The organism is Variovorax sp. CAN15, assembly GCF_030462475.1.
Taxonomy (GTDB): Bacteria; Pseudomonadota; Gammaproteobacteria; order Burkholderiales; family Burkholderiaceae_C; genus Variovorax.
The window spans coordinates 285,151-311,794 of sequence record NZ_JASMRZ010000003.1; the positions used below are offsets into that span (position 1 = coordinate 285,151).

26 protein-coding genes are annotated in these 26,644 nt (G+C 69.0%); 14 read left to right on the top strand and 12 right to left on the bottom strand.

The genetic code is table 11. The features are described from left to right. Positions 1-59: 59 nt before the first annotated feature. Positions 60-1,535: an MATE family efflux transporter gene (locus QMO14_RS04655; protein ID WP_301504944.1), complete on the top strand. Its 1,476-nt coding sequence runs from the start codon at positions 60-62 to the stop codon at positions 1,533-1,535. 93 nt (positions 1,536-1,628) lie between these two features. Here QMO14_RS04655 and dbpA read toward each other — a convergent pair whose 3' ends face one another. From dbpA to QMO14_RS04670, 3 genes are all read right to left on the bottom strand, one after another. Next, positions 1,629-3,053: an ATP-dependent RNA helicase DbpA gene (dbpA, locus tag QMO14_RS04660; protein ID WP_301504946.1), complete on the bottom strand. Its 1,425-nt coding sequence runs from the start codon at positions 3,051-3,053 to the stop codon at positions 1,629-1,631. A gap of 85 nt (positions 3,054-3,138) precedes the next feature. Further along, the gene (infA, locus tag QMO14_RS04665) at positions 3,139-3,408 is read right to left on the bottom strand and encodes a translation initiation factor IF-1 (protein ID WP_007828652.1); all 270 of its coding nucleotides are present in this window, start codon (positions 3,406-3,408) and stop codon (positions 3,139-3,141) included. 354 nt (positions 3,409-3,762) lie between these two features. Then, positions 3,763-5,016 (bottom strand): MFS transporter, encoded by a 1,254-nt coding sequence (locus QMO14_RS04670; RefSeq protein ID WP_301504953.1) that lies wholly within the window; start codon positions 5,014-5,016, stop codon positions 3,763-3,765. Positions 5,017-5,102: 86 nt separating this feature from the next. On the opposite strand from QMO14_RS04670, the gene QMO14_RS04675 reads away from it, so the two are divergent. Continuing rightward, positions 5,103-6,563: a PLP-dependent aminotransferase family protein gene (locus tag QMO14_RS04675; protein ID WP_301504955.1), complete on the top strand. Its 1,461-nt coding sequence runs from the start codon at positions 5,103-5,105 to the stop codon at positions 6,561-6,563. A 112-nt stretch (positions 6,564-6,675) separates the two neighbouring features. Here QMO14_RS04675 and QMO14_RS04680 read toward each other — a convergent pair whose 3' ends face one another. Further along, positions 6,676-7,731 carry a sugar phosphate isomerase/epimerase gene (locus QMO14_RS04680; RefSeq protein ID WP_301504957.1) on the bottom strand — a complete coding sequence of 352 codons (1,056 nt, stop codon included), beginning with the start codon at positions 7,729-7,731 and terminating at the stop codon, positions 6,676-6,678. A 140-nt stretch (positions 7,732-7,871) separates the two neighbouring features. On the opposite strand from QMO14_RS04680, the gene QMO14_RS04685 reads away from it, so the two are divergent. After that, the gene (locus tag QMO14_RS04685; protein WP_301504959.1) at positions 7,872-8,759 is read left to right on the top strand and encodes a gamma-glutamyl-gamma-aminobutyrate hydrolase family protein; all 888 of its coding nucleotides are present in this window, start codon (positions 7,872-7,874) and stop codon (positions 8,757-8,759) included. 28 nt (positions 8,760-8,787) lie between these two features. On the opposite strand, the gene QMO14_RS04690 is transcribed toward QMO14_RS04685, so the two are convergent. From QMO14_RS04690 to QMO14_RS04700, 3 genes are all read right to left on the bottom strand, one after another. Beyond that, complete coding sequence (locus QMO14_RS04690; RefSeq protein WP_301504961.1) at positions 8,788-8,979, bottom strand: hypothetical protein; 192 nt, start codon at positions 8,977-8,979, stop codon at positions 8,788-8,790. Between the two features lie 104 nt (positions 8,980-9,083). Then, the gene (locus tag QMO14_RS04695) at positions 9,084-9,488 is read right to left on the bottom strand and encodes a tripartite tricarboxylate transporter substrate-binding protein (RefSeq protein ID WP_301504962.1); all 405 of its coding nucleotides are present in this window, start codon (positions 9,486-9,488) and stop codon (positions 9,084-9,086) included. A 30-nt stretch (positions 9,489-9,518) separates the two neighbouring features. After that, positions 9,519-12,470 (bottom strand): DNA topoisomerase III, encoded by a 2,952-nt coding sequence (locus QMO14_RS04700; RefSeq protein ID WP_301504964.1) that lies wholly within the window; start codon positions 12,468-12,470, stop codon positions 9,519-9,521. 207 nt (positions 12,471-12,677) lie between these two features. Here QMO14_RS04700 and QMO14_RS04705 point away from each other — a divergent pair, with 207 nt between their 5' ends. Genes QMO14_RS04705 through QMO14_RS04715 form a run of 3 tightly spaced genes read left to right on the top strand, consistent with a single transcriptional unit; the run spans position 12,678 to position 14,314 of the window. Continuing rightward, on the top strand, positions 12,678-13,286 hold the full coding sequence (locus QMO14_RS04705) for an SET domain-containing protein (RefSeq protein WP_301505025.1): 609 nt from the start codon (positions 12,678-12,680) through the stop codon (positions 13,284-13,286). Between the two features lie 3 nt (positions 13,287-13,289). Continuing rightward, positions 13,290-14,105, top strand: a complete 816-nt coding sequence (locus tag QMO14_RS04710; RefSeq protein ID WP_301504966.1) for a biotin--[acetyl-CoA-carboxylase] ligase — start codon at positions 13,290-13,292, stop codon at positions 14,103-14,105. Positions 14,106-14,113: 8 nt separating this feature from the next. Then, positions 14,114-14,314 (top strand): sporulation protein, encoded by a 201-nt coding sequence (locus QMO14_RS04715; RefSeq protein WP_301504967.1) that lies wholly within the window; start codon positions 14,114-14,116, stop codon positions 14,312-14,314. A gap of 18 nt (positions 14,315-14,332) precedes the next feature. On the opposite strand, the gene QMO14_RS04720 is transcribed toward QMO14_RS04715, so the two are convergent. The 3 genes from QMO14_RS04720 to QMO14_RS04730 form a co-directional block, all read right to left on the bottom strand. Next, positions 14,333-15,775 (bottom strand): sensor histidine kinase, encoded by a 1,443-nt coding sequence (locus QMO14_RS04720; protein WP_301504969.1) that lies wholly within the window; start codon positions 15,773-15,775, stop codon positions 14,333-14,335. A 115-nt stretch (positions 15,776-15,890) separates the two neighbouring features. After that, positions 15,891-16,565, bottom strand: coding sequence for a response regulator transcription factor (locus QMO14_RS04725; protein WP_019653813.1), 675 nt, complete (start codon positions 16,563-16,565; stop codon positions 15,891-15,893). A 72-nt stretch (positions 16,566-16,637) separates the two neighbouring features. Next, on the bottom strand, positions 16,638-17,123 hold the full coding sequence (locus QMO14_RS04730) for a MarR family winged helix-turn-helix transcriptional regulator (RefSeq protein ID WP_301504973.1): 486 nt from the start codon (positions 17,121-17,123) through the stop codon (positions 16,638-16,640). Between the two features lie 145 nt (positions 17,124-17,268). Between QMO14_RS04730 and recA the strand changes: the two genes are divergently transcribed. The 3 genes from recA to QMO14_RS04745 are packed head-to-tail and all read left to right on the top strand — an operon-like array spanning position 17,269 to position 19,315. Continuing rightward, positions 17,269-18,396, top strand: coding sequence for a recombinase RecA (gene recA, locus QMO14_RS04735; protein ID WP_301504976.1), 1,128 nt, complete (start codon positions 17,269-17,271; stop codon positions 18,394-18,396). 45 nt (positions 18,397-18,441) lie between these two features. Next, complete coding sequence (recX, locus tag QMO14_RS04740; RefSeq protein WP_301504977.1) at positions 18,442-18,903, top strand: recombination regulator RecX; 462 nt, start codon at positions 18,442-18,444, stop codon at positions 18,901-18,903. Next, entirely contained in the window at positions 18,884-19,315 is a 432-nt protein-coding gene (locus QMO14_RS04745) for an SRPBCC family protein (RefSeq protein WP_301504980.1), read from the top strand. Before recX ends, QMO14_RS04745 begins: the two co-directional genes overlap by 20 nt. A gap of 15 nt (positions 19,316-19,330) precedes the next feature. Here QMO14_RS04745 and yiaA read toward each other — a convergent pair whose 3' ends face one another. Next, positions 19,331-19,768 (bottom strand): inner membrane protein YiaA, encoded by a 438-nt coding sequence (gene yiaA, locus QMO14_RS04750; protein WP_301504982.1) that lies wholly within the window; start codon positions 19,766-19,768, stop codon positions 19,331-19,333. Positions 19,769-19,915: 147 nt separating this feature from the next. On the opposite strand from yiaA, the gene QMO14_RS04755 reads away from it, so the two are divergent. Together QMO14_RS04755 and QMO14_RS04760 are read left to right on the top strand one after the other, a co-directional pair. Further along, complete coding sequence (locus tag QMO14_RS04755) at positions 19,916-20,728, top strand: NAD(P)-dependent oxidoreductase (protein WP_301504984.1); 813 nt, start codon at positions 19,916-19,918, stop codon at positions 20,726-20,728. A 124-nt stretch (positions 20,729-20,852) separates the two neighbouring features. After that, the gene (locus tag QMO14_RS04760) at positions 20,853-21,878 is read left to right on the top strand and encodes a LacI family DNA-binding transcriptional regulator (protein WP_301504985.1); all 1,026 of its coding nucleotides are present in this window, start codon (positions 20,853-20,855) and stop codon (positions 21,876-21,878) included. Here the strand turns inward: QMO14_RS04760 and QMO14_RS04765 are convergent. Then, the gene (locus QMO14_RS04765) at positions 21,778-23,511 is read right to left on the bottom strand and encodes a GMC family oxidoreductase (RefSeq protein WP_301504987.1); all 1,734 of its coding nucleotides are present in this window, start codon (positions 23,509-23,511) and stop codon (positions 21,778-21,780) included. The two genes, QMO14_RS04760 and QMO14_RS04765, sit on opposite strands and share 101 nt — an antisense overlap. Positions 23,512-23,902: 391 nt before the next feature. Between QMO14_RS04765 and QMO14_RS04770 the strand changes: the two genes are divergently transcribed. Genes QMO14_RS04770 through QMO14_RS04780 form a run of 3 tightly spaced genes read left to right on the top strand, consistent with a single transcriptional unit; the run spans position 23,903 to position 26,597 of the window. Continuing rightward, on the top strand, positions 23,903-24,934 hold the full coding sequence (locus QMO14_RS04770) for an ABC transporter substrate-binding protein (RefSeq protein ID WP_301504989.1): 1,032 nt from the start codon (positions 23,903-23,905) through the stop codon (positions 24,932-24,934). Positions 24,935-24,940: 6 nt separating this feature from the next. Next, entirely contained in the window at positions 24,941-25,723 is a 783-nt protein-coding gene (locus QMO14_RS04775) for an ABC transporter ATP-binding protein (RefSeq protein WP_301504991.1), read from the top strand. A 10-nt stretch (positions 25,724-25,733) separates the two neighbouring features. Then, positions 25,734-26,597, top strand: a complete 864-nt coding sequence (locus tag QMO14_RS04780) for an ABC transporter permease (protein ID WP_301504993.1) — start codon at positions 25,734-25,736, stop codon at positions 26,595-26,597. Positions 26,598-26,644 lie beyond the last annotated feature (47 nt).

The window sequence follows — 26,644 nt, forward strand, 5'->3', positions numbered from 1 at the left end:
AAAAGCTCGGGTAAAAGTGAATGTTCGAACCTGCAATTAGGCCACATCGGGAATTTCACATGCCAATAACCGCAACGGCGGGTGGTGTCGGACGCGCGCGCTTCGTTTCAGGCTCGCTGATGCGCCACGTCTGCGTGATGGCCGGCACGGGCGCCATCGGGCTGATCGCGGTGTTCGCGGTCGATCTCATCAACCTGTTCTACATCTCGCTGCTCGGGGAGAAGGAGATCGCCGCGGCGGTCGGCTTCGCGGGCGTGGTGGGCTTCTTCCATGCGTCGCTGTGCATCGGTCTGACCATCGGCATCGCGGCGGTGGTGTCGCGCACAGTGGGTGCCGGCCGTGGCGACGACGCGCGCCGCATCGCCACGTCGAGCCTCGTGCTGATGACGGCGCTGGCCGTGGTGGCGGGCACGGGCACCGCGTTCTTCCTGCACCCGGCGCTGCACGCGCTCGGCGCCCAGGGTGAAACGGCGCGGCTCGCGCACCGCTACCTCTCGGTGACGGTGCACACGCTGCCGCTGCTGGGCATCGGCATGGCGACGGCCGCGCTGCTGCGCTCCATCGGCGATGCGCGCCGCTCGATGACGGTGACGCTCGGCGGCGCCTTCGTGACGGCGGTGCTCGATCCGATCCTGATCTTCGGCTTCGGCCTGGGGCTCGATGGCGCTGCCATCAGCGCGGTGGTCTCTCGCATCGTGCTCGCGGCCATCGGGCTGCACGGCGTGACAGTGAAGCACCACATGCTGGGGCGCTTCGAGCCGTCGCGGCTGGCTGGCGATGCGCGCGCGCTCGGCACGGTGGCTGCTCCGGCCGTGCTGACCAATCTCGCCACGCCCGTGGGCGCTGCCTTCGTCACGCACTCGATCGCGCAGTTCGGGCCCTCGGCGGTGGCGGGCGCGGCCACCATCGACCGGCTCACGCCGGTGGCCTTCGGGCTGGTCTATGCGCTCAGCGGCGCGGTCGGGCCGATCCTCGCGCAGAACCTGGGCGCGGGGCAGTTCCGCCGCGTGCAGGAGGGGCTGCGCGACAGCCTGCTCTTCATGGTGGTGTCGGTGGCCGTGGCGTGGCTGGTGCTCGCGCTCGGGCAGGGCGTGCTGATCCGCGCGTTCTCGGCCGAGGGGCAGGCGGCGCAGCTGATCTCGCTTTTCTGCAGCTGGCTGGCCGCGAGCTTCTTCTTCGCGGGCGGGCTGTTCGTGGCGAACGCCTCGTTCAACAACCTCGGGCATCCGCTGCTGTCGACCGCGTTCAACTGGGGACGGGCCACGCTGGGCACGATTCCGTTCGCGTGGTGGGGCTCGCACTACGGCGCGGCCGGCGTGCTGATCGGCCAGGCCGTGGGCTCGTCGATCTTCGGGCTGCTGGCGGTGATCGTCGCGTTCCGGCTGGCCGCGAAGCTGGCGCGGCAGGAGCTGCCGGCGCCGGACGCCGCACCGGCCCCGGTGCTCGACGCGCCGGTGGCGCCGGCCTCGGCGCATGCGGAGGCCGCAGCTTTGACCACGCCGCAGTCGGTTCCGAAGGGCGCCGCATCTTCGTGAGGGCCGCCGCGCACGGCCGCCCGAAGCGGCCGGCCCGCCCCCGGTAGGGGGTTGGAGAAGCGACACGAGGTGCGCGAAGCCTGGGGGCGAGTCCTAGATGAGCCGCACCTTGACCGACTTGCCCTTCACGCGGCCGGCCGACAGCTTGCGCGCCGCTTCCGCCGCGATGGCGCGGTCCACCGCCACGTAGGTCGAGAACTCGTTGACGTTGATCTTGCCCACCTGCTCCTTGGCATAGCCGCAGTCGCCGGTCAGCGCGCCCAGCACGTCGCCGGCGCGGATCTTTTCCTTGCGCCCGCCCACGATCTGCAGCGTGGCCATCGGCGGCTGAAGCGGCGCGCCCTTGCCCGGCGTGAGCTCGGCCAACTGGTGCCATTCGGATTCGCGGCCCTGCAGCTGCTCGATCTTCCCGACACTGCCCATCTCGTCCATGCTCGCCAGGTTCAGCGCCAGGCCTTCGGCCCCGCCCTGCTGCCCCACGCGGCCGGTGCGGCCGACGCGGTGGATGTGCACCTCGGCATCGGGCGTCACGTCGACGTTGATCACGGCTTCGAGATGCGCGATGTCCAGTCCGCGCGCCGCCACGTCGGTGGCGACGAGCACCGAGCAGCTGCGGTTGGCGAACTGCACCAGCACCTGGTCGCGCTCGCGCTGCTCCAGTTCGCCGAACAGCGCCAGGGCACTGAAGCCCTGCGCCTGCAGTACCTCGACGAGGTCGCGGCACTGCTGCTTGGTGTTGCAGAAGGCCAGCGTGCTCACGGGGCGGAAGTGGTCGAGCAGCAGGCTCACGGTGTGCAGCCGCTCACTGTCCTTCACTTCGTACCAGCGCTGGCGGATCTTGCTGCCCTCGTGCTGCGCCTGCACCGCGATCTGCTCGGGGCTCTTCATGAACTGCTCGGCGAGCTTGGCGATGCCCTCGGGGTAGGTGGCCGAGAACAGCAGCGTCTGGCGGGCCGAAGGGCACTGGCGCGCCACCTTCACGATGTCGTCGAAGAAACCCATGTCCAGCATGCGGTCGGCTTCGTCGAGCACCAGGGTGTTGAGCGCTTCCAGGTTCAGGTTCTCGCGCTCGAGGTGGTCCATGATGCGCCCCGGCGTGCCCACCACGATGTGCGCGCCGTGCTCCAGGCTGGCCACCTGCCCGCGCAGCGCGACGCCGCCGCAGAGCGTGACCACCTTGATGTTCTCCTCGGCGCGCGCGAGGCGGCGGATTTCGGTCGTGACCTGGTCGGCCAGCTCGCGCGTCGGGCACAGCACCAGCGCCTGCACCGCGAAGCGGCGCGGGTTCAGGTTGGAAAGCAGTGCGAGGGCGAAGGCGGCGGTCTTGCCGCTGCCGGTCTTGGCCTGGGCGATCAGGTCCTTGCCGAGCAGCGCGGGCGGCAGCGCTGCCGCCTGGATCGGCGTCATCTGCGTGTAGCCCAGCTGCGTGAGGTTGGCGAGCATCCGGGGCGAGAGCGCCAGCGAGGCAAAGCCGTTGTCGGCTGGAGGGCCGCCGGCTGTGGGATTGGGTGTGGTCATCGTTCAGCAGCCGGAGAGACGCAAAAAAACAAAAGCCTCGCCGGCGCCCGTTGCGGGCGCCGCAAGGCCTTTCGTCAATCGCGGATCAGCGGCGGGGGGAGTTGTTGCCGCCGGTGGTCGGCGGCGGACCGCGGCGCTCCAGGTGGCGGAAGGTGATGCGGCCCTTGGTCAGGTCGTAGGGCGAGAGTTCCAGCGACACCTTGTCGCCGGCCAGGATGCGGATGTGGTGCTTGCGCATCTTGCCGCCGCTGTAGGCGATCAGCTGATGGCCGTTGTCCAGCGTGACGCGGTAGCGCGAGTCCGGCAGGACTTCGGTCACCGCGCCGTTCATTTCGATGAGTTCTTCCTTGGGCATCTGTGCTTACCTCTGAATCGTTCGATGTGTGTTGGAGATTGAATTGGGTGTGATTGTTTCAGCCCACGTACGGGAGCGCGAGACGGACGCGCGATTCGCTTCAACAGGAACGAAGGCAGTGGTGGCCATCATGGGCGCCGGTCAGGCACTCCAACACACTGTGAAGCCGGCTCGCCGTGCGGGAAGCCCGGAGAATCCGGGAGCAGCGCAGCTTGCAGGCTGGATTGACGAAATTCTTCGTCGTGGTATCGAAACGAACCCGACATTATAGCTTGCAGGGCATGACAGTTGCTTGTCTTAAAACAACGCACGAAAGAAAAAGGCCCCGAAGGGCCGTTCCATCGAAGTTTCCCGCTATCGAAAACATAGCCCGTCGGGTGCGCTGCAGGTCGTGCGCGCGCGGCGTGCGGCGCGCAGCAGCAGCATCAGGCCCACAAGCTGGCAGGCCGCGCCGACCCAGCCCACCGAGCCGATACCGAACAGCTCGATCGCCGCCCCGCCCAGTGCCGAACCCGCCGCGATGCCCAGGTAGATCGCCGAGGCGTTGAGCGACAGCGTCATCGGCGCGCGTTCCGGCGCCAGCCGGATCAGCCGCACCGCCTGCGCGGGCCCGAAGCCCCAGCCCGCGAAGCCCCAGAGCGCCGACAGCCCCACGATCGCCGGCAGCGCCAGCCCGCGCGGCAGCATCTGCGCCGATAGCGACAACCCACCCAGGATCAGCACCAGCATCAGCGCGAAACCCTGCGCCATGCGGTCGGCGCCGAAGCGGTCGGTGGCCCAGCCGCCTGCCGCGGTGCCGATGGCCGCCGCCACGCCGATGGCGAAGAACACCGCGCCAGCGCCTTCCGCGCCGAAGCCCAGCGTGTGCGACAGGAAGAGCGCGATGTAGGTATAGAAGCTGAACCCGCCCGTGGCCCACAGCAGGCTGACCAGCAGCCCCGCCAGCACGCCCGGCTCGCGGGCCACGGCGAAGGCCGGTGCCCGCTTTTCCGCGACAGGCGCCTGCGCCAGTTCGCGCGGCAGCCCCAGCGCGAGGCCCCAGGTGGCGAGCGCCGCCACTGCCGCGATCAGCAGGTAGGCCGTGCGCCAGCCGCCCCAGCCTGCGATCCACGCGCCCAGCGGCACGCCGAGCGCCACCGCCACCGTGCCGCCGCCGGTCACGATGGCCAGCGCCCGGCCGCGCAGCGCGGGAGACACCATCACCGCCGCCACCGCGCTCGCCGTCGGCAAAAACACGCCGGCCACCAGCCCCAGCGCGACGCGCGCCAGCGCCAGCTGCATGAAGCCGTGCGCCATCGAGGCCGCCAGCGTCAGCCCCGAAAAGGCCGCGAGGCTCACCACCAGCAGTCGCCGGCGCCCGAAGCGCGCCAGCAGCGCCGCCATCAGCGGCGAGCCGATCGCATAGCTCAGCGCGAACAGCAGCACCAGCTGGCCGGCGCGCGCGGCGCTGATCCGCAGATCGGCCGCCAGCACCGGCAGCAGCCCCGCGACCATGAAGCTCTCGGTGCCGATGGCGAAGGCGCCCAGCGCGAGCCAGCCCAGGCTCAGCGGCAGGCGCCCGGCCGGTTGCGGTGCGGAGGAGGAAGAGGAAAGAGCCGTGTTGTTCATGACGATGACTCCATGGAAATTGTGTTCAGTGCCTCCAGAATAGGTTTGCAAGTGGCTCTTCAAAAGAACCACAATCGGCGAAGTTCATGGAGCCACTTTTCGAACTCGCCATCCGCCTGCCGGCCGCCGGCTCGCGCGACCTGCTGCGCGWGCTGCACCGCCAGTTCCGCGGCGCCATCCTCGACGGCCGGCTGCAGCCCGGCGCGCGCCTGCCCGCCACGCGCGCGCTGGCGCAGCGGCTGGGCGTTTCGCGCAACACCATGCTGGCGGCCTACGACCTGCTGCTGGGCGAGGGCTACCTGCTCACGCGCCCCGGCGCCGGCACCTACGTGGCCGACACGCTGCCGGTGTCCCGGCGGGGCCGCGCCAGCAGAAAGGCGCTTGCCGCCGGCCGCGACCGCCGGCTGGTGCCGGCGAGCATCCCCGGCGCCGACCTCGCCCCCACCCTGCAGCCGCAACCCGCGCGCGACGACTTCCGCGTCGGCCTGCCCGACGTGAGCCTCTTTCCCTTCGACATCTGGCGCCGCCTGAGCGACCGCGCCCTGCGCCGCATTGCGCGCCAGACGGCCGACTACGCCGACCCGCAGGGCCAGGCCGCGCTGCGCGAAGCGATCGCCGGGCATGTGTCATTCACCCGCGCGGTGGGCTGCACGGCGGACGACATCGTGGTCACGGCCGGCGCCCAGCAGGCCTTCGGGCTGCTCGCGCGCATCCTGGTGGTGCCGGGGCGCACGGTGGTCGCGGTCGAGCAGCTTTTTTATCCGTCGCTGCGCGAGGCCATGCTGGCGGCCGGCGCGCGGGTGGTGACGGTGCCCACCGACGCCGAGGGCCTGTGCGTGGAGGGCATCCCGCCCGAGGCGCGCGTGGTCTGCGTCACGCCCTCGCACCAGTTTCCGACCGGCGTCGCGATGTCGCCGCAGCGCCGCGCCGCGCTGCTGGCCTTCGCGCGGGAGCGCGACGCGGTGATCGTCGAGGACGACTACGACAGCGAGTTCCGCTTCTCCGGCCGCCCGCTCGACGCGCTGCAGACGCTGGACCGCGCAGAGTCGGTCTTCTACGTCGGCACCTTCTCGAAGAGCCTGTTCCCCGCGCTGCGGCTGGGCTTCGTGGTCGCGCCGCCCTGGGCCCGCGCGGCGCTGGTGCGCTCGCGCGAACTGGCCGACTGGCATGGCCCGGTGCTCGGCCAGGAGGCGCTGGCCGCGTTCATTGCCGAGGGACATCTCGCGCGCCACATCCGCAAGATGCGCAAGCTCTACGGCGCGCGGCGCACCGCCCTGCTGGAGGCATTGGCGCGCCACAGCGCGGACCGGCTGGAGACGATTCCGTCGAGCGCCGGCCTGCACCTGTCGGCACGGCTGCATGGCGACACGCGCGATTTCACCGTGGTCGAGCGCGCCGCGGCGGCCGGCATCACGCTGCCGCCGCTGTCGCGCTTCGCGCTCGATCCGCTGGCGCCCGACACGCCCAACGGGCTGGCCTTCGGCTACGGGCTGATCGGCGAGGCGCAGATCGACGGTGCGATCCGGCGGCTGGCGGCGCTGCTGTAGCGCTCGCCTCCTTTCCGGCGACTGCCTGCCGGGTGGCGAGGGCCGCGCGAACCCCGAGACGGTGCGCGGCGCGTAGACGACCGAAGACGTGATCCGATCTACTTGCTGGTCCCTAACCGATACCCAGCATCCGCTTGTTCGCCGCCACGTCGACCCCGCCTGCCGCGAAGTCGTCGAAGGCGCGGTCGGCCACGCGGATGATGTGGTCGGCGATGAATTTCGCGCCCTCGCGCGCGCCGTCTTCCGGGTGCTTGATGCAGCACTCCCACTCCAGCACCGCCCAGCCCGGGAAGTCGTACTGCGCCATCTTCGAGAAGATGGCCTTGAAGTCGACCTGGCCGTCGCCCAGCGAGCGGAAGCGCCCGGCGCGATTGATCCAGCTCTGGAAGCCGCCGTACACGCCCTGCTTGCCGGTCGGGTTGAACTCGGCGTCCTTCACATGGAAGATCTTGATGCGCTCGTGGTAGTGGTCGATGTAGGCCAGGTAGTCGAGCTGCTGCAGCATGAAGTGGCTCGGGTCGTACAGCAGGCAGGCGCGCGGGTGGTTGCCGACGCGCTCCAGGAACATCTCGTAGCTCGCGCCGTCGTGCAGGTCCTCGCCGGGGTGGATCTCGTAGCCCACGTCCACGCCCACCGCGTCGAAGGCGTCCAGGATGGGCCGCCAGCGGCGCGCAAGTTCGTCGAAGGCCTCCTCGATCAGGCCCGGCGGGCGCGGCGGCCAGGAGTAGAGGTACGGCCAGGCCAGCGCGCCCGAGAAGGTCGCGTGCGCCGTGAGCCCCAGGTTGGCCGAGGCGCGGGCCGCCAGGTGCAGCTGCTCGACGGCCCACTGCTGGCGCCGCGCCGGGTCGCCGCGCACCTCGGGCGCCGCGAAGCCGTCGAAGCCCGCGTCGTAGGCCGGGTGCACCGCCACCAGCTGGCCCTGCAGGTGGGTCGAGAGTTCGGTGATCTGCAGGCCATGGCTGGCCAGCGTGCCCTTCACCTCCTCGCAGTAGGTCTTGCTTTCGGCGGCGCGCTGAAGGTTGAAGAGGCGGGCGTCCCAGCTGGGAATCTGGACGCCCTTGTAGCCCAGGCCGGCAGCCCAGCCGGCGATGCCGTCGAGGGTGTCGAAGGGGGCTGTGTCTCCGGCGAACTGGGCCAGAAAGATGGCGGGGCCCTTGATGGTCTTCATCGGCTTGTCTTCCTTATTCGTTGGGGCGGCGTTGAAAGCATACTTGGCGTGTCGTCCGACCCCGCGCGAGAGGCCAACGAGCAAAAATGGACTTTCCTTTTCGCATCACCCGTCCGGTTAGCACTGGCGACAGTCCAGCGATGACACAACCCGTTTCCGCCCGGCTCAAGATCGGCCTGTCCGCCTGCTTCTCGCACGCCGACCCGGCCCGTTCGCTCTTCTCCAACAAGACCCTGCAGTACGTCGAGCAGTCGATCGCGCACTGGCTCATGTCCGCCGGCGCCATGGTGGTGATGGTGCCCTGCCCCACCGGCGACACCGCGCGCGGCGACACCAAGCTGTCGCACTACGCCGAATGGCTCGACGGCGTGGTGATGCACGGCGGCGCCGACGTCTGGCCCGGCAGCTACGGCGAGGTGCCGCTGAAGGACGCCTGGATCGGCGACCGCATCCGCGACCTCTACGACCTGGCGCTGGTCGAAGCCTTCGAGCAGGCCGGCAAGCCCATCTTCGGCGTGTGCCGGGGGCTGCAGCTCATCAACGTGGCCTTCGGCGGCACGCTCTACCAGGACATCGAGGAGCAGCACGGCCACCCCCAGACGCTGAAGCACCGCGACCCGGTGACCTACGACCAGAACTTCCACGAGATCGAGATCGTCGAGGGCACGCGGCTTTCCAGGCTCTATCCGCAGGTGCACACCGCGCGCGTCAACAGCATCCACCACCAGGGCATCAAGGGCCTCGCGCCGGGCTTCGAGATCGAGGCCTGGAGCCTGCCCGACCGCGTGCCCGAGGCCATCCGCCGTCTCCCCGAGAAGGGACGCAGCTACATCGCCGCGACCCAGTGGCACCCCGAGTTCCACAAGTACGGCAGCACCGAGACGGTGGACGACACGCCGATCCTGCACGACTTCCTGTGGGCCTGTGCCACCGCCAAGGTCGCGCCCAGGACTCCGGCGCGTTCCGGACCCGGCAAGATCCGCGACCGCGCCGCGCGGGTGCTGCGCCAGGCGCTGCTGCGGCGCTGAAGAGCCCGAGCCCCTCCGCGCGGCCCGATCAGCGCGAGCTGCTGCTGTTCTTGTAGCCGCTGACGCTGGCGTCGATGGTGCCGAACACCGTGACGCCGCTGCCGCTGGCCGGTGTCGCGGCCGAGGAGCCGGGGTTGCCGGCGGAACCGGTGCCGGCGCAGCCCGTGGCCAGCACGCCCATTGCGATCGCGAATGCGGCGGCGATGAAAGACGACTTCAACGGAGTCTCCTGGATGGTTGGGTCCGGGCCACTATAGGCCCGGCGGCCGGGACGGCCTGTAACAAACACACCCGGCGTGGTCAGGGCTGTTGCTCCATCCCGCCCTACTCGGGCCTGGCGCCCGAGGCCTTCACCGCCGCGCCCCACACGCCGATCTTGCTCGCCGCGAAGCGATCGAGCCTGGCTGGCGTCGTGGGTGCGGGTTCGGAGGCGCGTTCGCGGATGAAGCGCGCCATCTGCCCGCTCTTCAGGATGTCGGTCACCTCGCGGTTGAGGCGCTCGGCGACTCCGCCCGGCGTGCCACGCGGCGCCATCAGGCCCGGCAGATGCTGCGTGCCGCCGATGCCGGCGCTCGCGCAGCTCAGCCGGCAGGGCTCGACCAGGGCGAGGGCGAAGATGTCCGTGGCCTGCCCGGGCGGGAACGGCACCACCAGCCTGACTGGCTTGTCGGGCCATGCGGCGGCATGCGCCAGGCCCGTGCCGCCCAGCACCGAGATGGCCAGGGCCAAGCTCGCGCCGAAGTGTCCGCGCCGAATGGCTCAGGCCGCCGACAGGTGCTTGCCCACGATGCCCGCGAGTTCGAACATCGTCACCTGGTCCTTGCCGAACACAGGCTTGAGCTTGGCGTCGGCGTTGATCGAGCGCTTGTCCTTGGCGTCCTGCAGGCCGTTGGCCTTGATGTAGTCCCAGAGCTTCTTCACGACCTCGGTGCGCGCGACCGGCTCGTTGCCGATCACCGCCGCCAGCGCGTCGCTGGGCTTGAGGCCCGCGCCGGTCTTGCGCGGTGCGGCGGCCTTCTTCGCGGCCGGTGCCTTCTTGGCGGCGGGCGTCTTCTTTGCAGCAGCCGTCTTCTTGGCGGCGGCGGTCTTGCCGGCGAAGGTCTTGCGCGGCGGGAACTTGCTTGCGCCCTCTCGCGGCGCGAACTCGAAGGTCACCTTGCCTTCTTCGGCGTTCCAGGTCAGGAAGGCCTTGAAGGCGCGGCGCGTGCGCATGCTCACGAACTTGTCGAGCAGGTCGGTCTTGCCGGTGGCCAGCAGCTTTTCCATCTGCGCGCGCTCCACCGGCTGCTGCAGGATGATCTTGCCGGTCTTGAAGGTGCAGCTCGGCGTGGGCTGCGAATTGGTCGGCACCGACTTCTCGCAGACGTAGTTGCTGCCGTGCTCGAACACGGGCGCGCCGCACACCGGGCAAGGGCCCACGGTGTCCTGCTCGCTGAAGTCGACGATCTCGCCGCTGTCCTCGTTCTTGTCGTCGCCGAAGTCGAACTCCAGCTTCCAGTTCTTCGCCTCTTCGTCGAACTTGATGACGATCTCGGAGGTGAAGGGCCAGCCGGCCTTGGAGCGGAAGCCTTCCAGCGGGCCGATGTGCTTGTCGCGCAGCAGCGCTTCGGCCTCGGCCACCTCGAAGGTGCGCCCGGCCGGCGACTTGCCGAACGAGAAGCCGCAGGCGTTCTCGCCGGTGCCGCTCTTGCCGGTGCAGGCGTAGCGGCGGTAGTTCTCGCGCACGATGCCGCCGCAGTTGGGGCACGGCGTCTGCAGGGTCGCGTAGTCGCCCGGCACGGTGTCGCGGTCGTATTCCTTGGCCTTCTTAACGATGTGCTGCGTCATCTCGGCGATCTCGCGCATGAAGGCGTCGCGGCTGAGCGCGCCCTTCTCCATCTGCGCGAGCTTGTATTCCCACTCGCCGGTCAGCTCTGCCTTGGAGAGTTCCTCCACGCCCAGGCCGCGCAGCAGCGTCATGAGCTGGAAGGCCTTGGCCGTCGGGATCAGCTCACGGCCTTCGCGCAGGATGTACTTCTCGGCGATCAGGCCTTCGATGGTGGCCGCGCGCGTGGCTGGCGTGCCCAGGCCTTTCTCCTGCATGGCCTCGCGCAGCTCGTCGTCGTCGATGGTCTTGCCCGCGCCTTCCATGGCGCCCAGCAGCGTGGCTTCGGAATAGCGTGCCGGCGGGCGCGTCTTCAGGCCCTTGGTGTCGACCGACTCGGCCTTCACGATCTCGCCCGGCTTCACCGGCACGAGGCGCTTGCCGTCCTTGTCGTCTTCCTTCTCGTCGTCCTGTGCTTCCTTGCCGTAGATGGCGAGCCAGCCCGGCTTCACCAGCACCTTGCCGTCGGTGCGGAAGGGGTACTTCCTGCCGCCCTGCTCCACAGTGCTGATGCGCGTGGTGACCTGGTATTCGGCGCTCGGGAAGAACACCGAGAGAAAGCGCCGCACGACGAAGTCGTAGAGCTTCTGCTCGGCTTCGCTCAGGCCGCTGGGCGCCTGCAGCGTCGGGATGATGGCGAAGTGATCCGACACCTTGGCGTTGTCGAAGATGCGCTTGTTGGGCTTCACGTAGTTGCCGTCCACCGCTTGCTGGGCGAAGGGCGCCAGGTGCTTCATGCCGCTGTTGGCGAGCATGCCCATGGTCTGCTTGACCACCGGCAGATAGTCCTCGGGCAGCGCGCGCGAATCGGTACGCGGGTAGGTCAGTGCCTTGTGGCGTTCGTACAGGCTCTGCGCCAGCGCCAGCGTGGTCTTGGCGCTGAAGCCGAAGCGGCCGTTGGCCTCGCGCTGCAGCGAGGTCAGGTCGAACAGCGCGGGCGATGCCTGCGTGGTGGGCTTGCTTTCTTCGGTGACGGTGGCGGGCTTGCCGCGCGCGGCGTCGGCGATGGCGCGGGCTTCCTGCTCGTTCCAGACGCGGTCGGCGCGCTGCTCGGGGTCGGGCTCGCCATTGGCCAGCAGCGGCGCGTTGGCTTTCTTCCAGTCGGGGTTGAACCACTTGCCCGGGTACTCGCCGGCCTCGGCCGCGAAGCTGCCGTGGATTTCCCAGTAGTCGCGCGAGACGAACTTGCGGATCTGCTCCTCGCGCTCCACGACGACGGAGAGAGTCGGCGTCTGCACCCGGCCCACGGTCGTGAGGAAGAAGCCGCCGTCGCGCGAATTGAAGGCGGTCATGGCGCGCGTGCCGTTGATGCCCACCAGCCAGTCGGCCTCCGATCGCGAGCGCGCGGCATCGGCCAGGCCCTGCATCTGCTTCTCGGTGCGCAGCGCGTCGAAGCCGTCGCGGATGGCCTGCGGCGTCATCGACTGCAGCCAGAGGCGCTTCACAGGCTTGTTCAGGCCCGACTTGCCGCCCGCGTACTGCTCGATGAGACGGAAGATCAGCTCGCCCTCGCGCCCCGCGTCACAGGCGTTGATGAGCTGCGTGACGTCCTTGCGCTTGGCCTGCTTGACCACCGCGTTCAGGCGCGTCTTGGTCTTGTCCACGGGCTTGAGGTCGAAGTGCGGCGGGATCACCGGCAGGTTGGCGAAGCTCCACTTGCCGCGCTTGACGTCGAATTCCTCGGGTGCCTGGATCTCGACCAGGTGACCGACCGCGCTGGTCACGACATAGCTGTCGTTCTCGAAATGCTCGTCATGTTTGTCGAATTTCCCTGCGACCGGCGTGAGAGCGCGGACGATGTCCTGCGCCACCGACGGCTTTTCTGCGATTACCAACGTCTTTGTCATCTAAGGGCTCTCTATACTCTGCGGCTTCCCGCGTGCGCACGCGCACACGCGCATGTGTGTGCATATTCAAACTAACAGACTTCGGCGATGCCTTCCAAATCCCCACTTCCGGCCGGTCGTGATACGCAAGCCACCGCTCTTACCGAGGCAGATGCACAACCCGCCGCCAAGGCCAAGGATCGTTCCGGCGGCGGCCGCCGCATCCAGATGCGGCGCTCCGATGTCCACGGCAACGGCGTGTTCGCCGTGCAGGACCTGGCCGAAGGCGAAACGCTGATCGAATACAAGGGCGAGGTCATCAGCTGGAAGGAGGCGCTGCGCCGCCATCCGCACGACCCGACCCAGCCGAACCATACCTTCTACTTCCACATCGACGACGGCCGCGTGATCGACGGCAACGTCAAGGGCAACGACGCGCGCTGGATCAACCACTCGTGCGAACCGAACTGCGAAGCCGACGAGGTCGATGGGCGCGTTTATATCAAGGCGCTGCGCAACATCGCTGCCGGCGAGGAGCTCAACTACGACTACGGCCTGATCATCGACGAGCCGTACACACCGAAACTGCTTTCCGAATTTCCCTGCTGGTGCGGCTCCGAGCAATGCCGCGGCACGCTGCTGACACCCAAGGATGAGGACGAGGAAAAGAAAAAGAAGAAGGCGAAGAAAAAAGCCGAAAAGAAAAAGGCCGAGAAAAAGGCCGAAAAGAAGGAGGCGAAAAAGGAAGCCAAAAAGGCCGGGAAGAAAGCCGAAAAGAAGGCTGAAGCGAAAGCGGAAAAGAAATCCGCGAAGAAGGCCAGGTCCGCCAAGGACTGACGGATGAACGACAGCAGCACCGCCGACTGGTTCCAGGACCGGATCGCCGCGGCGGTCGTGCCGCTGCTGCCCGGCTTCGCGGTCGAGGCCGTGGCCGAGATCGACTCCACCAACACCGAGCTGATGCGCCGCGCGCGCGCCGGCCGCGTCGAGCCCGTGCTGCTCGTGGCCGAGCGCCAGACGGCCGGGCGCGGCCGCCTCGGGCGCCCCTGGCAGAGCGGCGCGCGGCAGGACGCGGCCGTTTCGCTGACCTTCTCGCTGGGCATGCCGCTCGCGCCCGCCGACTGGTCGGGCCTGTCGCTGGCCGTTGGCGTGGCGGTGGCCGAGGGGCTCGATCCCTCGGGCGCGCACAAGGTCGGCCTGAAGTGGCCCAACGACATCTGGGTCGACGACCGCAAGCTGGTCGGCATCCTCATCGAAACCGCCCTGCCCTCCGATGGCGGCCCCGATGCGTCGCGCTATGTGGTGATCGGCATCGGCATCAACATCGGCGCGCGCGAAGGCGACGGCATGCGCACGCCGCCGGCATGGCTGCGCCAGTGGCGCCCGGGAGCCGGCGCGCCCGAGGTGCTGGCCGAACTGGCCGAGCCGCTGGTGCGGACGGTGCTCGACTTCGAGGCTCGCGGCTTCGCGCCCTTTGCCGAACGCTTCGCCGCGCGCGACGTGCTGCGCGGGCGCGAGGTGGCGCTCAGCGACGGCACCGCCGGCCTGTGCGAAGGCGTGGCCTGGGGCGGCGAACTGCAGGTGCGCACCGACGCCGGCCTGCAGCTCATTTCCAGCGATGAAGTGAGCGTGCGCCCTCGCGGCATGTCTTTCTGATCTTCACCATGAAGCTGCGCCTGCTCCTCGTCGTCCTGCTGCTCGCCAATGCCGGCTACTTCCTCTGGGCGCGCGGCGATCTTGCCGGCTTCGGTCTCGCGCCGGCCGGCCTCGCCGAGCGCGAGCCGCAGCGCATGGCGCGGCAGATCCATCCCGAGTGGCTGCAGATCCGCAAGGAAGCACCGAAGGCCGCCGCACCGGCGCCCTGACGCACTCCCGCTGCCGTCTCAGGACGGCTGCTCGCCCTCGAAGCGCACCGTGAAGAGCGCCCCCGGCGGATGCTTGCCGGGATGCGCATCCTCCAGCTTCACCTGCGCGCGGTGCTGGTTCGCGATCTCCAGCACGATCGGCAGGCCCAGCCCCGAGCCGTCGGCCTCGTTGCCGAGCACGCGGTAGAAGGGCTCGAACACCAGCTCGCGGTCGGCCTCGGCGATGCCCGGGCCGTTGTCCTCCACCTGCAGCAGCAGCACGTGGCCGAAGGGGTCGGCCAGCACGCGCACGGTGATCAGGCCGGGGCGCTCGGGCGTCGATGGCGTGTAGTTGATCGCGTTGTCGACCAGGTTGCGCACCAGCTCCTTCAGCAGCGTGGCGTTGCCGTCGAACACCGCGCCCGGCGCGCCGGGCTCGACGCCGTCGTAGCCCAGGTCGATGCGCTTCTCGATGGCGCGCGGCACCGCCTCGCGCACCACCTCGATGGTCAGTTTCGCGAGGTCGCAGGGCTGGTGGTGCGCGTGGGCGCTGTTGCCCTCGGCGCGCGCCAGCGACAGCAGCTGGTTCACCGTGTGCGTGGCGCGCTTGCTCGCGCGGCCGATCTGCTTGAGCGACTGCTTCAGCTCGTCGGCATTGGCACCCTCGCGCTGCGCCAGGTCGGCCTGCATGCGCAAGCCCGCCAGCGGCGTCTTCAGCTGGTGCGCCGCGTCGGCCAGGAAGCGCTTCTGCGTGCCTATGGAGTCGTTGAGCTTGTCCAGCAGCTCGTTCACCGAGGACACCAGCGGCACCACTTCCAGCGGCACCGAGGATTCGTCCAGCGGGCTCAGGTCGCCGGGGCGCCGCTCGCGGATGCGAGCCTCCACCACCGACAGCGGCTTGATGCCGCGCACCAGCGCCAGCCAGATCAGCAGCACCGCCAGCGGCAGGATGGCGAACTGCGGCAGCAGCACGCCCTTGATGATCTCGGCCGCCAGCACCGACTGCTTCTCGCGCGTCTCGGCCAGCTGCAGCAGCGTGGGCGGCACGTCGTCGGTGCCGCTGGCGATCCACATCGAGGCCACGCGCACCGGCTGGCCGTGCACGTCGCTGTTGTGCAGGAAGACCTGGCCGGGCGGCAGCGGCTCGTCGAGTCCGGGCTGCGGAATGTCGCGCTCGCCGCTGAGCAGGTTGTCGTAGCCGTCGAGCAGCTGGTAATAGACGTGGCCGGTCTCGTCGGCACGCAGGATCTCGCGCGCCGACTGCGAGAGCACGAACTGCGCGTGCCCTTCCCTCACCGTCACCAGCTCGGCCAGCGCCTTCACGTTGTGCTCCAGCGCGCGGTCGAAGGGGGCGTTGGCAATGCCCTGCGCCACCAGCCAGGTGACGCCGATGCTCACCGGCACCAGCAGCAGCAGCGGCGTGAGCATCCAGTCGAGGATCTCGCCGAAGAGAGAGCGCTGCGCGCGCTGGAACAACTTCACTTGGTTCGCCCCCAGGCTGCGCGCACTTCGTGTCGCTTCGCCAAGCCCCTTCCGGGGGCAATGCCTGCGGCCCGGCAAAGCCGGTTCCGCGGCATTTCCCGCATCTCAGAATGCATCAGGGTTGGATCTTTTCGAGGCAGTAGCCCAGCCCGCGCACCGTCGCGATGCGCACCGGGCCCTTCTCGATCTTCTTGCGCAGCCGGTGGATGTACACCTCGATGGCGTTGAGGCTCACCTCCTCGCCCCATTCGCACAGCCGGTCGACCAGCTGGTCCTTGCTCACCAGCCGGCCGGCGCGCTGCAGCAGCACCTCGAGCAGGCCGAGTTCGCGCGCCGACAGCTCGATCATCTTGCCGTCGATGGTGGCCACGCGGCCGGCCTGGTCGTACACCAGCGGGCCGTGGCGGATGGTGTTGCTGGTGGCGCCCATGCCGCGCCGGGTGAGGGCGCGCACGCGCGCCTCGAGCTCCTGCAGGCTGAAGGGCTTGGCCATGTAGTCGTCGGCGCCGTGGTCCAGGCCCTTGACGCGCTCTTCCACGCTGTCGGCCGCGGTCAGCACCAGCACCGGCAGCTGCGAGCCGCGCGCGCGCAGGCGCTTGAGGATCTCGATGCCGTGCAGGCTGGGCAGCCCGAGGTCGAGGATCAGCAGGTCGAACTCGTCATGGGTCATGAGCGCGGTGTCGGCCTGCGAGCCGTTCGCCACGTGGTCGACCGCCGCGCCCGAGGTGCGCAGGCTGCGCAGCAGGGCATCGGCCAGCACCTGGTCGTCTTCGGCAATCAGAATCCGCATGCGCCACCTCCGGCCTGTTTCGGGTGTCGGGCGCCACGCCGGCGCCGTTCACATTTGTCTCTTCGCCGGAGTCTAGCCCGCCGTATAGGCTTCGAGTCCGATGGTTACCACGGTGGCGATCTCGTCGCCCACGCTGGCGCGGAACTCCTTTTCCGCCTGCGTCACCGCGCCGCGGAAGGCGTCGAGCCAGGCCAGCCCGTCGGCGGTGAAGAGCACCCGCCGCGCCCGCGCGTCCAGCGGATCGGGCCCGCGCGTGACCAGCCCCCAGGCCTCGCACTGGTCGACCAGCGCGCCCATGGCCTGCTTCGTCATGCCCGCGCGCTCGGCCAGCTCCGTGAGGCGCGAGCCCTCGCGCGCCAGGTGCCGCGTGATGTGGATGTGCGCTGCGCTCACCTGCGCGCGCGCCGCGAGGTTCGACAGCGCCAGCGGCACGTCGACGTCGTGCGCCATCAGCTCCAGCACGCGCTCGTCGAAGCGGCGCATGGCGTGGCCCAGCAGGCGGCCCAGGTGGGTCTGGCGCCAGGCGTCCTGATCGGCGGAGAAGGTGGTGTCGGCCATGCTTCAGATGGTAAAGCAAACTGACCAAAAAGCGGGTTTACGCCGAAGAATCAGCCTCTACACTACTGTTCAAGCATCCAGCCTGTAGTTAAACGCAGATGGATGGTGTCACACACAAGCCATTGATTTTCAAGGAGATTTCCACATGGACGCAGTCGTCAAGGGTTCGAGCATCGCAGGCGCCAACACCGAAAAGGCCAAGGCCCTGCAGGCCGCGCTGGCCCAGATCGAAAAGCAGTTCGGCAAGGGCACCATCATGCGGCTCGGCGAGGGCGAGGCGCTGGAAGACATCCAGGTGGTCTCCACCGGTTCGCTGGGCCTGGACATCGCGCTGGGCGTCGGCGGCCTGCCGCGCGGCCGCGTCATCGAAATCTACGGCCCGGAATCCTCGGGCAAGACCACGCTCACGCTGCAGGTCATCGCCGCCATGCAGAAACAGGCCGGCACCTGCGCCTTCGTCGACGCCGAACACGCCCTCGACGTGCAATACGCCCAGAAGCTCGGCGTCAACCTGTCCGACCTGCTGATCAGCCAGCCCGACACCGGCGAGCAGGCGCTTGAAATCGTCGATTCGCTGGTGCGCTCGGGCGCCGTGGACCTGATCGTGGTCGACTCGGTCGCCGCGCTCACGCCCAAGGCCGAAATCGAAGGCGAAATGGGCGACTCGCTGCCCGGCCTGCAGGCCCGCCTGATGAGCCAGGCGCTGCGCAAGCTCACCGCCACCATCAAGAAGACCAACTGCATGGTCATCTTCATCAACCAGATCCGCATGAAGATCGGCGTGATGTTCGGCTCGCCCGAAACCACCACCGGCGGCAACGCGCTGAAGTTCTACGCCTCGGTGCGCCTGGACATCCGCCGCATCGGCACCATCAAGAAGGGCGACGAGGCCATCGGCAACGAAACCAAGGTGAAGGTGGTGAAGAACAAGGTCTCGCCTCCGTTCAAGACGGCCGAGTTCGACATCCTGTTCGGCGAGGGCATCAGCCGCGAGGGCGAGATCATCGACATGGGCGTGAACGCCAAGATCATCGACAAGTCGGGCGCCTGGTACGCCTACAACGGCGAGAAGATCGGCCAGGGCCGCGACAACGCCCGCGAGTTCCTGCGCGAGAACCCGGCGCTGTCGCGCGAGATCGAGAACAAGGTGCGCGAGTCGCTGGGCATTCCGCTGCTGGCTGCCGATGTCGGCACCGAGGAGCCCGAGAAGCCGCAGAAGGCGGCCAAGGCCGACAAGGCCGACAAGGCCGACAAGGCCGAGAAGGGCGAATAAGACCGGGCGCGGCTCCTTCCGGGGGCCGCGCGAGCGACTCCCCGCATGGCATTCGACGCCCCATCCCTCAAAGGCCGCGCGCTGCGCCTGCTGAGCCAGCGCGAGCATTCGCGCGCGGAGCTGGAGCGCAAGCTGGCCAGGCACGAGGAAGAGCCCGGCACGCTGGCGAAGGCGCTCGACGAGCTGGCGGCCAAGGACTTCATCAGCGAGCCGCGCGTGGTGGCTTCGGTGCTTCACCAGCGCGCGGCCAGTTCGGGCGCTTTGCGTGTGAGGCAGGAACTGCAGGCCAAGGGCATCGCGCCCGAGGCCATCGCCGAGGCGGTGGCCGGCCTGCAGGATACGGAAGTCGAGCGCGCCACGGCCGTCTGGCGCCGCCGCTTCAGCGCCCCGCCCGCCGACGCGAAGGAGCGCGCGAAGCAGATGCGATTCCTGATGGCGCGCGGCTTCTCCGGCGCCGTCGTCTCCAAGGTGCTCAGGAGCGATTTCGATGAAGCATCAGACGAGTGAAGGCCCCGTGGCGCAATCCCGCGTCATCATCCAGCGCGTCGCCTGCGAATGGCGCCGCGCCTACGTGCTGGCGGCCGACCCGAAGCGCCTGCCCGAATGGGCGAGCGGGCTTGCGAAGAGCGCGCTGGTGCCGCATGGCGACCACTGGATCGTGCGCACGCCCGAAAGCGGCGAGGCCCGCATGCGCTTCGCGCCGCGCAACGACTTCGGCGTGCTCGACCACTGGGTGGCGCCCGAGGGCGTGCCCGAGGTCTACCTGCCGTTCCGCGTGATCGGCGTCGCGCCGGACGCCTGCGAGCTGCAGTTCACGCTGCTGCGCCAGCCGCACATGGACGACGCGGCCTTCGCGCGCGATGCGCAGTGGATCGCCAGCGACCTGCGCACCCTGCGCGACCTGCTCGAGGCGGGCTGACGGGACGGGCCGGCTTCAGCCGGCCTCGGGGGCGTCGTCGAGCGAAGGCGCTTCGTTCTTGTGCGCGGCGATGTCGCGCACGTTCTTCTGCACGGCCACCGCGCCGAACAGGCTCAGCAGGAAGGCCATCGCGTAGAAGCCCTTCTCGCTACCAGCCAGTGTGGCGTTGAACAGGCCGACGGCCAGCAGCGCCACCGACAGCAGCAGCGAGATCCAGCACAGGCCGTAGTAGATGCCGGTGACGGCGATGCCCTCGAGGCGGTCGCGCACGGTCTTCTGCAGCGAGACGGCGGCGAAGAGGCCGTACATCAGCACGGTGAAGTAGTAGCCCTTCTCGTTGAGCTGCATCGAGGCGTTCCACAGCCCGATCAGGTAGACGACGGCGCCGATGAACAGCGCTGCCCAGGACGCGGCGACGAATGCCGCGGTCGGTTTCTGGAATCTGACGGCCATGGGATTCTCCTCGTATGGTTTGCGCGCGATTATGGTGGAGCGGCGCCGGTGGCATGATCCGCGCCGGGCCGGCGGTTGCGCAGCAGCAGCAATCGCGCGAGGCGGCCGTCAACATCAACATCAACAACAACGCAGGAGTCTTCCCATATGTCGTCGTCGACCGACCCCGCGGCCCGGCAGTCGCTCGTGCGCACCGGCGCCAAGGCCGGGCTGTCCTTCGCCGGTTCAGTGATCAAGGGCGGCCTGCTCGGCGTCTTCCTGGGCGGCGGTGTTTTCTTCTTCTACCTGAGCCAGCTGCAGGGGCCGGGCAACGTAGCCGCGCGCGCGGGCGGAGTCGGCGCGGTGCTCGCGCTCGTCACCTCGCCGCCGCTGCTGGTGGCGCTGCTGCTGCTGTTCTTCGTGGTCGTCTACGTGACGCTGGGCATCCTCGGCTTCGGCCGCATCGGGCAGGCGGTGGCACGACGCGCCGCCCTGGGCTTCGGCATGCCGGTGCTCTACCACGCGCGCCGGCCGGTCGACCTGGCCGCGCAGGCGCCCGAGCTGCAGGGCCGCGCCACGCACGCGCCCCTGGACGACCTGCTCGCGCGTTCCGACATCGTTCTCGCCATGCTGCCGCTGACCGAAGCCACGCGCGGCATGATCGACGCCGCCTTCTTCGCGCGCATGAAGCCCGGTGCGTCCTTCATCAACGGTGGCCGTGGCGCCACGGTGAACGAAGAGGCGCTGCTGCATGCGCTCGACCACGGCACGCTGCGCGCCGCCGGCCTCGACGTGTTCGCGAAGGAACCGCTGCCCGCCGATTCGCCGCTGCGCACCCACCCGCGCGTGACGCCGCTGCCACACATCGGCTCGGCCACGCACGAGACGCGACACGCCATGGCCGAACTCGCCACGACGAATCTGTTGCAGGTGCTGGCGGGCGAGAAGCCGACGGCGCAGTACGACACGGCGAGCGCATGACCGGTGCCAGGCCTTTCTCCCTCCCCCGCTGGGGGAGGGCAGGGGTGGGGGCAAGCGGCGTGTCCATTGGGCGCTCTGCCTGCCCCCATCCCAACCTTCCCCCAGAGGGGGAAGGAGCAAAGACATGAAACCCACAGGCCGCGCCACCATAGCCGACGTCGCCGAGGCCGCCGGCGTCTCCAAGGCCACGGTCTCGCGCTTCCTCAATCATCGGGAGCGCCTGCTGAGCCCCGACATCGCCGCGCGCGTCGAGGTCGCCATCGCCAAGCTGGGGTATTCGCCCAGCCCGATGGCGCAGGCGCTGAGCCATGGCCGCTCGCGGCTGGTCGGCCTGATCGTGGCGGACATCACCAACCCATATTCCGTCGCGGTGCTGCGCGGCGCCGAGAAGGCCTGCCAGGACGCCGGCTACCTCGTGATGCTGTTCAACCTCGGCAACGAGAGCGAACGCGAGCGCGAGGCCATCGACGCACTGGCGGGCTACCAGGTCGACGGCTTCATCCTCAACACCCTGGGGCGCGGCAGCAACGTGGTCGACGCCGTCACGCTGCACGGCAAGCCGGCGGTGCTGGTGGACCGGCGCCACACCGGCATGCACACCGACTTCGTCTCGCTCGACAACGATGCCGCGATGACCGCCACCTGTGGCCATCTGGTCGAAGGCGGCTATCGCGAGCTGCTCTACGTCACGGAGCCGCAGAAGGGTGTGAGTTCGCGGCGCGAGCGCACGGCCGCCTTCGGCGCCTGCGTGGCGGCGCACGAGCCGCGCGTGGCGGGCGAGGTGTTCGAGAGCGTGGAAGGCGAGGCCGATGCGCTCGATGAGGCCATGCGCGCATTGCGCCGGCGAGCCAAACGCGGTCGCCGCGCGGCGGTGGTCGCGGGCAACGCGGTGGTCACCCTGCGCATCGCGCAGTCGATGGCGCGGCTGGGCTGGCAGTTCGGCGCCGACCTCGGCTTCGTGGGCTTCGACGATCCCGAATGGGCCTCGCTCATCGGCCCCGGCCTGAGCACCGTGGCCCAGCCTACCGACGCCATCGGCCGCGCGGCCGCTACATGCCTGATCGAACGGTTGCGGGGGCTGGATGCGGCGCCGCGCCAGCTCCTGTTGCCTGGAGAACTGGTCGTTCGAGGATCGTCGAAGGCCGTCTAGCGTCGAGTTCGGCGCGGTCGAAGGTCAGCGGGCCGCGCATCCACTCGGCGGCGCGCTCGGCGATCATGATGGTCGGTGCATTGGTGTTGCCGCCGATCAGCGTGGGCATCACCGAAGCATCGACCACGCGCAGGTTGGCGATGCCGTGCACGCGCAGCTTCGCATCGACCACCGCCATCGCGTCGGTGCCCATCTTGCAGGTGCCCACGGGGTGGTAGATGGTGTCGGCGCGCGCGCGGATGTGCGAGAGCAGTTCCTCGTCTGTGTTCGCCCCGGCCGTGTAGAGCTCGGCCTGGCGGTACTTCCGCAACGCCGGCGCGCGCAGGATCTCGCGCATCTTCTTCACGCCCGCCAGCAGCCGCGCCACGTCGTCCTCGTCCGAGAGGAATCTCGGATCGATGCGCGGCGCCGTCGCCGGGTCGGCGTCGTTCAGCCGCACGTCGCCACGGCCCCTGGGGCGCAGCACGCAGGCATGGCATGAGAAGCCGAAGCCGCCGTGCAGCTTGCGCGCATGGTCGTCGACCAGCGCGATCACGAAGTGCAGCTGCAGGTCGGGCTTGGCCAGTTCGGGCGATGTCTTGAAGAAGGCGCCGGCCTCGGCGTAGGGCGTGGCGATCAGGCCCTTGCCGCTGCGCCGCCACTCGGGAATGGCCTTCGCGAAGTTCAGCATGCCGGCGGGGCCGAGCCCGGGCAGGCCCTTCTCCCTGGTGCGGCAGGAGAGGATGAAGTCGACGTGGTCCTGCAGGTTGCGGCCCACACCCGGCAGCGCATGGCGCACCGCGATGCCGTGGCGCGACAGCTCTTGCGGATCGCCGATGCCAGACAGCATCAGCAGCTGCGGCGAGTTGAAGGCGCCGCCGCACAGCACCACCTCGCGGCGCGCGAAGAGGGTGTCTGCCTCGCCGTCGCGGCGTATCTCCACACCGGTGGCGCGGTGCTCGTCGAGCAGTACGCGCTGCGCCTGCACGCCGGTCATCACCGTGAGGTTGGAGCGCGCGTTCATCACCGGGTGCAGGTAGGCGGCGGCCGCCGAGCAGCGCTCGCCGTTCTTCGCGCCGCCGTGGAACTGCGTGACCTGGTAGAGCCCTGCGCCTTCCTGCACGCCATCGTTGAAGTCGTCGTTGCGCGGAATGCCGCACTCCATCGCGGCGCGCACGAAGGCGTCGCTGATCTCGCGCGGCGACTGCTGGTCGGCCACCTGCAGCGGGCCGCGCGCGCCGTGCATCGCGCTTTCGCCGCGCTGGTTGCCCTCGGCGCGCTTGAAGTAGGGCAGCACGTCGTCGAAGGACCAGCCGGTGCAACCCGCGCGCTCCCAGTCGTCGTAGTCGTCGGGATGGCCGCGCACGTAGAGCATGGCGTTGATGGCGCTGGAGCCGCCCAGGCAGCGCCCGCGCGGCTGGTAGCCGCGCCGTCCGTTCAGGCCGGGCTGCGGCACGGTCTGGTAGGCGTAGTTGTTGATGCGCGGGCGTCCCGAGATCATGGCCGCCGCGCCGGCCGGCGCGCGCACCAGGATGCCCCGCCCGTCGCCGCCGGCCTCGACCAGGCAGACCTGCACGGCGGGGTCTTCGCTGAGCCGCGCGGCCAGCGTGGCGCCGCCGGAGCCGCCACCCACGATCACGTAGTCGAACTCCATGATGTGTCGTCCTCTGTGTTGTCTCGGTTCCCGGTCTCTGCCGGGCGTGCGGCTTTATAACTCCCAATGCCGGCACGCGGGTTTCCCCTGCCGCCGCCGGGCGCGCGGCGCCTGAGGGCGCCTTTCCCGTTCTTCTTCTTCTTCTTCTTCTTCCTATCGTTTTCCCGAAGATGGTGCGTGCCGCAATGGCGCATGCACCGCGATGTCATTGGGAGCGCACGTGGAGAACTATTTTTTAGTTCGCCCGTTGCGAAAAACGGTGCTTGGTGCGCTCGCACCCCGCTCCTAGCATTCGCCTCGCCAGCCTCATTGATGCCTCGATGCATCGCAGGCGGCACACAAGCACAGCCGAATGCCTTCACCTCATCGCATCGAAGAAAAGGAATCCGCCATGGCCCATCTCCGCGATCCCGGTCGCCGAAGTCTGCTCAAGACATCCCTCATCGCCGGCGGACTCTCCGCCGGTGGCCTGCTCTCGGTCGACGCCTTCGCGCAGGGCAAGGCGCGCATCAACATGCAGCTGGGCTGGATCGTCGGCGGCAACCAGATCGGCGAGGTGGTCGCCAAGCGCCTGGGCTTCTACGAGCAGGAGGGCATCGATTTCGCGATCCAGCCGGGCGGCCCGAACATCGACGGCGTGGCCATCATCGCCTCGGGCCGCTACGAGGTGGGGCAGGTGTCGTCCAGCCCCTCGATCATGCTGGCCGTGTCGCAGGGCCTGCCGATCAAGTGCTTCGCGGTCGGCGCGCAGAAGCATCCCTACACCTACTTCTCGCTCGCGAAGAACCCGGTGCGCAAGCCGGCCGACCTGATCGGCAAGCGCGTGGGCATTCCGTCGACGGCGGCCATCCTGCTGCGCGCGCTGCTCGCGAAGAACAAGATCGCCGAGAAGGACGTGAAGGTGGTCTCCATCGGCGCCGACATGACGCCGCTGCTCACGGGGCAGGTCGACGTGGTGACGGGCTGGCTCACCAACACCACCGCCATCAAGGTACTGGGCCCCGACATCGCCACGCTCACGCAGTGGGACGCGGGCGTGCGCCTCTACGCGCTGCCCTACTACGCATCGACCAAGACGCTGGAGACGCAGCCCAAGGTGATCGAGGCCTTCCTGCGCGCCACCGCCAAGGGCTGGCACCACGTGCGCGCCAACCGCGACCAGGCGGTGGACATGCTCATCAAGGAGTACCCGAACCTCAAGCGCGAGGACGAACGCGTGGCGGTCGACGCGATGCTCGAATACGCCTTCGGCGGCGCGGCGCAGACCCAGGGCTGGGGCGCGATGGACCCGGCCGTGTGGCAGGAGCAGATCAACACCTACGCGGAGCTGGGCCAGTTCACCGCGCGCACGCCGAAGGTGGAAGACGTGATCTCGCTCGACGCGCTGAAGGCCACCGCCGCCGCGCGCGCCATGAAGGGCTGACGCGCGATGGCCGCCGTTCTCTCCGCTCCCCCGGCCATCGCCTGCCGCGATATCGGCGTGCGCTTCTTCACCGAGCGCCGCGACGTCACCGCCATCAAGAGCCTCGACCTCGAAGTGGCGCAGGGCGAATTCCTCACCTTGCTCGGGCCCTCGGGCTGCGGCAAGTCGACCTTTCTTCGCGTGGTGGCCGACCTGCTGCCGCCCAGCCGCGGCAGCATCGAGGTGTTGTCTTCCACGCCGCAGGTGGCGCGCAAGAACCGCGACATCGGTTTCGTGTTCCAGGATGCGGCGCTGCTGCCCTGGCGCACCGCGCTGCAGAACGTGGAGCTGCCGCTGCAGGTCGGCGGCGGCGCAAGCCGCAAGGGCCGCCGCTCGCCGCGGGAACTGCTCGAGCTGGTGGGCCTGAAAGACCGCCTGAACGCCTTCCCGCACGAGATGTCGGGCGGCCAGCGCCAGCGCGTGTCGATTGCGCGCGCACTGGCGAGCGACCCGAAGATCCTGCTGATGGACGAGCCCTTCGGCGCGCTCGACGAGATCACGCGCGACCGGCTCAACGAGGAGATCCTGCGCGTATGGCGCGAGACCGGCGTGACCATCCTCTTCGTCACCCACAGCATCCACGAGGCCGCCTTCCTCGGCCAGCGCGTGCTGATGCTGGCCGCCAACCCCGGCCGCGTGCGCGAGATCGTGCCGGTCGAGCTGCCCGCCGAACGCACGCTCGAAGTGCGCGAGACCCCCGAGTTCGTCCGACTCACGAGCCACCTGCGGCGCGTGCTGGAAACCTGCTGAGGCCGATGCCATGAATACGCGTTCCATCGATACCACCGTGCCGGGGGCATCGGGCGCCATCGGCGCGCCGCCTTCGGCAGATCCCGAATACCTGGCCTGGGCCGCCGCGCGGCAAAAGCGCATCTGGCGCCGCCGCATCCTGCCGGCGCTGGGCATCGTCGGGCTCATCGCCCTGTGGTGGGCGGTGATCGTCGTGTTCGGCGTCAAGCCCTTCATCGCGCCCACGCCCTGGGCCGTGCTGGAGACGCTCTACGCCAAGCGCGACGTGCTGCTCGACAACCTGCTGCCCACGGCCTTCGAGGCGGCCGGCGGCTTCGTGCTGGGCAACCTCGCGGCCATCGTCGTTGCGACGATCTTCGTGCACAACAAGACGCTGCAGGACATCTTCTTTCCCGTGGTGCTGATGTTCAACGCCGTGCCGCTGGTGGCGAAGGCGCCCGTGCTGGTGCTCATCATGGGCAACGGCATGGAGCCGAAGATCACCATCGCCGCGCTGGTGTGCTTCTTTCCGACGCTGGTGAACATGGTGCGCGGGCTGGAGTCGGTCAACCCGCAGGCGATGGAGCTGATGCGGGTGCTGTCGGCGAGCAAGACGGAGATCTTCTTCCGCCTGCGGCTGCTCAACGCGCTGCCCTACCTGTTCTCGGCGCTTCGCATCGCGGCTTCGATGTGCGTGATCGGCGCGGTGGTGGGCGAATGGGTGGGTGCCACGGTGGGCATCGGCGCCATGATTCTGCAGGCCACCTTCAACTTCGATTCGCCGCTGCTCTACGCCGCGATCGTGATGAGCGCAACGCTCTCGGGCCTGTTCTTCCTGCTCGTGACGCTGGCCGAACGCTGGGTCATCCGCTGGCAGCCGGAGGCCGCGCCCTGACCGTTCGGGCGCATTCCAAAAACACAACCAGACATTTCAACAGGAGA

Coding starts and splice junctions, on each gene's coding strand:
- yiaA (WP_301504982.1), bottom strand. CDS start 19,768: ATGGCCGTCAGATTCCAGAAACCGACCGCGGCATTCGTCGCCGCGTCC.
- QMO14_RS04705 (WP_301505025.1), top strand. CDS start 12,678: ATGCGGCGCTCCGATGTCCACGGCAACGGCGTGTTCGCCGTGCAGGAC.
- QMO14_RS04755 (WP_301504984.1), top strand. CDS start 19,916: ATGTCGTCGTCGACCGACCCCGCGGCCCGGCAGTCGCTCGTGCGCACC.
- QMO14_RS04670 (WP_301504953.1), bottom strand. CDS start 5,016: ATGAACAACACGGCTCTTTCCTCTTCCTCCTCCGCACCGCAACCGGCC.
- QMO14_RS04685 (WP_301504959.1), top strand. CDS start 7,872: ATGACACAACCCGTTTCCGCCCGGCTCAAGATCGGCCTGTCCGCCTGC.
- QMO14_RS04715 (WP_301504967.1), top strand. CDS start 14,114: ATGAAGCTGCGCCTGCTCCTCGTCGTCCTGCTGCTCGCCAATGCCGGC.
- recA (WP_301504976.1), top strand. CDS start 17,269: ATGGACGCAGTCGTCAAGGGTTCGAGCATCGCAGGCGCCAACACCGAA.
- QMO14_RS04765 (WP_301504987.1), bottom strand. CDS start 23,511: ATGGAGTTCGACTACGTGATCGTGGGTGGCGGCTCCGGCGGCGCCACG.
- infA (WP_007828652.1), bottom strand. CDS start 3,408: ATGCCCAAGGAAGAACTCATCGAAATGAACGGCGCGGTGACCGAAGTC.
- QMO14_RS04655 (WP_301504944.1), top strand. CDS start 60: ATGCCAATAACCGCAACGGCGGGTGGTGTCGGACGCGCGCGCTTCGTT.
- QMO14_RS04760 (WP_301504985.1), top strand. CDS start 20,853: ATGAAACCCACAGGCCGCGCCACCATAGCCGACGTCGCCGAGGCCGCC.
- recX (WP_301504977.1), top strand. CDS start 18,442: ATGGCATTCGACGCCCCATCCCTCAAAGGCCGCGCGCTGCGCCTGCTG.
- QMO14_RS04725 (WP_019653813.1), bottom strand. CDS start 16,565: ATGCGGATTCTGATTGCCGAAGACGACCAGGTGCTGGCCGATGCCCTG.
- QMO14_RS04780 (WP_301504993.1), top strand. CDS start 25,734: ATGAATACGCGTTCCATCGATACCACCGTGCCGGGGGCATCGGGCGCC.
- QMO14_RS04730 (WP_301504973.1), bottom strand. CDS start 17,123: ATGGCCGACACCACCTTCTCCGCCGATCAGGACGCCTGGCGCCAGACC.
- dbpA (WP_301504946.1), bottom strand. CDS start 3,053: ATGACCACACCCAATCCCACAGCCGGCGGCCCTCCAGCCGACAACGGC.
- QMO14_RS04745 (WP_301504980.1), top strand. CDS start 18,884: ATGAAGCATCAGACGAGTGAAGGCCCCGTGGCGCAATCCCGCGTCATC.
- QMO14_RS04775 (WP_301504991.1), top strand. CDS start 24,941: ATGGCCGCCGTTCTCTCCGCTCCCCCGGCCATCGCCTGCCGCGATATC.
- QMO14_RS04770 (WP_301504989.1), top strand. CDS start 23,903: ATGGCCCATCTCCGCGATCCCGGTCGCCGAAGTCTGCTCAAGACATCC.
- QMO14_RS04700 (WP_301504964.1), bottom strand. CDS start 12,470: ATGACAAAGACGTTGGTAATCGCAGAAAAGCCGTCGGTGGCGCAGGAC.
- QMO14_RS04680 (WP_301504957.1), bottom strand. CDS start 7,731: ATGAAGACCATCAAGGGCCCCGCCATCTTTCTGGCCCAGTTCGCCGGA.
- QMO14_RS04710 (WP_301504966.1), top strand. CDS start 13,290: ATGAACGACAGCAGCACCGCCGACTGGTTCCAGGACCGGATCGCCGCG.